This is a genomic window from Prosthecobacter sp. (assembly GCF_044232965.1).
Classification (GTDB): domain Bacteria; phylum Verrucomicrobiota; class Verrucomicrobiia; order Verrucomicrobiales; family Verrucomicrobiaceae; genus Prosthecobacter.
Window position 1 is genome coordinate 1 of sequence record NZ_JBIIKX010000157.1, and the last position, 3016, is coordinate 3016.

3 protein-coding genes and 1 pseudogene are annotated in these 3016 nt (G+C 62.8%); all 4 read left to right on the forward strand.

Annotated elements, in window-relative coordinates:
• A pseudogene (locus tag ACILSI_RS26920) lies at window positions 1-218 on the forward strand (hypothetical protein); the annotation flags it as partial.
• Window positions 215-742 carry a hypothetical protein gene (locus ACILSI_RS26925; RefSeq protein WP_395725020.1) on the forward strand — a complete coding sequence of 176 codons (528 nt, stop codon included), beginning with the start codon at window positions 215-217 and terminating at the stop codon, window positions 740-742. The pseudogene ACILSI_RS26920 and the gene ACILSI_RS26925, both read left to right, overlap by 4 nt.
• A gap of 35 nt (window positions 743-777) precedes the next feature.
• On the forward strand, window positions 778-1308 hold the full coding sequence (locus ACILSI_RS26930; RefSeq protein WP_395725021.1) for a hypothetical protein: 531 nt from the start codon (window positions 778-780) through the stop codon (window positions 1306-1308).
• Window positions 1305-3016, forward strand: a 1712-nt coding sequence (locus ACILSI_RS26935) for a bifunctional DNA primase/polymerase (protein WP_395725022.1), incomplete at its 3' end; no start/stop codon positions are given. The genes ACILSI_RS26930 and ACILSI_RS26935, both read left to right, overlap by 4 nt.

Genomic DNA, 3016 nt, shown 5'->3' on the forward strand with positions numbered 1-3016 from the left:
AAGCGCAGGGCCTCACTCTCGACTCGGCTTACATCGACGTGAGAGCCGCCCGTGAACCCGGCCAGGCCTACGTGGCGCTCTCTCGTGTGCGCACACTCGCAGGCCTCAATCTCAAGGCGTGGTTCAACGGCGTGTTCGTCAGCCGTGCTGCTTTGGAATTTTACGAGGGCATCGCGCCTTCGCATTCGACACCCGAACCCACAATGCACTCCACATGAACGCACCCGCAACACCCACCACCAAGCCAAATCGCCATCGCTGGGACATCCATTTCAAGCCAGGCGAGGACGACAGGATGCGTCCTCAGCTTGTCCAGCCCATCGCCCACGGACTCATCGCCTCCGGCGTCACCCCTAAACACGCGCGCGGCGGCAAACTGCGCCCGGTCCACAATCTCTATCACCTCCACCTGGACGGCGGCTCCTGGGCGTTCCGGCTGTTCCCATATTGCCACCTGCGCTGGTTGTGGCGCATCACGCTGGGCACGCCCTCCCGTGACGGCTTCGGTCTTCTCAATGCCAAGGAGTTCAGTTTGCTCGATGAGGAGATCAGCGAACAAACCGGACGCGATCTGGCCGCCTTGATCCGTGCCCTGCAAAGCAACCAGACCCCCGTGTGGCCGATGTTCGACCTTGATCCGTCGTTCCCGCGCTACGCCTGGTCCAACGCGGCGACCACGCGCTACGAAGAGTGGCGGAAGGAGAATGGCGGCACCAAACCAAGCACGGGGATCGCTGCCTGAATCCCCCCTGCGGCACAACCCGGCACTCACATTCCATGATCACCCTGCCAATCAACAAACCCAACCACCATCCATGGGAGGTGCGTTTCCGCAGCGACCATGAGTCGGTGCGAATGCGCCGGTTTCTGATCGAGCCCATCGCCGCCGGTCTGCTGGAGGCCGGAGGAGTTCTGCAAGAAACGCGTCGCGGGAAGTTCGTGACCTGGGACGGGTTGTACGGCGTCACCGTGGACGGGCGCCTCTGGCGGTTTCGTTTCCGGCCCTACGGCTCGCTGAAATGGGTCTGGCGCCTCAACATCCGCGACAAGGAGTGGTTCAACGAGCGCAAGTTCACGTTCCTGGATTCCGAGGTGACGAATGAACTGGGTCGCAGTCTGGCCGCCATGTTCCGATCGCTCGAGCGCGGTGAGAAACCCGTGTGGCCAATGTTCGACCACTGGGAAACCTTTCCTCAATACGCCTGGTCCGCGCCCTGCAAAGAGCGCTACACCGACTGGGAGCAGTGGAGCCAGCAGCGGAGAGAGGCCGCAAAGAAAAACGGACTGGCCTGGAATCACGAAGCATGAAACCAGACTGGCCAGCGATTCGCGCTCATTACGAGCAGACGAGTGAGCCGCTTCGCACCGTGGCGGAGCGGTTCGACGTGCCGCAGCGCACCCTCTTCCGTCGTACAGCAGCCGAAAAATGGCAGCGCACTGAAGCCAAAACCGGAGGCAGCACCGATTCTGCTGCCAAAAGTGGCAGCAAGAATGGCAGCAACACCGAGCTTGCTGCCAAAAGTGGCAGCGCCGGAAGTGATTCTGCTGCCAAAAGTGGCAGCAAGAATGGCAGCAACACTGAGCTTGCTGCCAAAAATGGCAGCGCCGGGAACGATCCTGCTGCCAAAAATGGCAGCGATGGAAGTGATTCTGCTGCCAAAAGTGGCAGCAAGAATGGCAGCAGCTTCCACATCCCCGCCGACATCAACGAATGGGACCGCCTCACCGCCGCGCGTTTCTATTTACAGCAGTTCCACTGGGCGGTGCATCATCTCTTTCCGCCCACCAAAGGCGAGGACAAGGAGCAGGGCAAACGACCCTGGTGCAAGGGCTGGCGCGATCACAAGTCCGCCGATGTGTCGCTCGACGATTTGAACAAAGTGCTGGGGCCGCACACCGACAACAACCTCGGCGTCGTGGTGCGTCCGCCCTTCGTGGCCGTGGATCTCGACAGCAAGGCGGATTCAGGCGAATCGGTCCGTGCCTGGCTTGCGGAGCATCCCCGCCTTGCCGACGTGCCCCGTGAGCGCACCGGCGGTGGCGCTCATCTCCACTTCATCTGCCGCGACCTTCCTCCACACCTGCTCAAAGCGCGCAAGCCACCCACGGTGGCGCTCACGCCGCAGGTGAACGCGGAGCTTTATCTCAACGGGTTCAACCTCGTCGTCGCGCCCTCCATTCATCGCACCGGCCATCGCTACACATGGGAAGTCACGGGCGAAATCCCCGAGGTGAAATGGGCGCAGCTCTGCGAGTGGTTCGGCTTCGAGAAGCCCGATGACAAGCGGGCCGCAGGCCGTCCCGCTAAGGAGCTGCCGTGGTGGTCTGCGTTCAAGGGCGACCTCGCCTCGCTGGACATCGCTGCCCTGTTCCGCTCCGCCGAACTGCTGGGCGAATGCATCGACCCGGACGAATCGAAGTGGGCCGTGCGCTGCCCGTGGGAGCACGAGCACTCCGGCGATCTCAAGGCCGAGGCCGGCAGCGACACGGTGGTGTTTGCCTCGCGCCCGCCCGCCTTCAAATGCCTGCACGCCCACTGCGCCGAACGCACCATGGAGCACGTGTGCGCGTGGTTTGAGAACCGCCAACCCGGCATCGTGGACAAGCATTGCCGCGAGCAGCGCGTCTGGCAGAAGGGCCAGGCGGACTGCGAGGGCCGTCCGCGCATCGTGCTGCCGGGCCTGGACCGCGAGGATTCCCAGTTCGCGAGGGAGATCGCCGATGTGATCGCTCCAAAACACATCTGGTTCATCAAGGGCAGCCGCACCGTGTCCATCGCCATGGTGCGCTACTCCGAAAAGGCTGAGAGCCTTGGATTCGTGCCGGTCGAGGCCATCGAAGCGCGCACCGCCGTGGAGGATCATCTGCAAACCGGCGTCGTGCAGACCAACCAGCAATCGGGTGATCCGGTGTTCCTTTCCAAGACGATGACGCGCGAGTGTGCGGCCGGGATGCTCGCCGCCCCGCAGTTCCGCAAGAAGCTCCCCGAAATCATCCGCATCCTCGATCTGCCGCT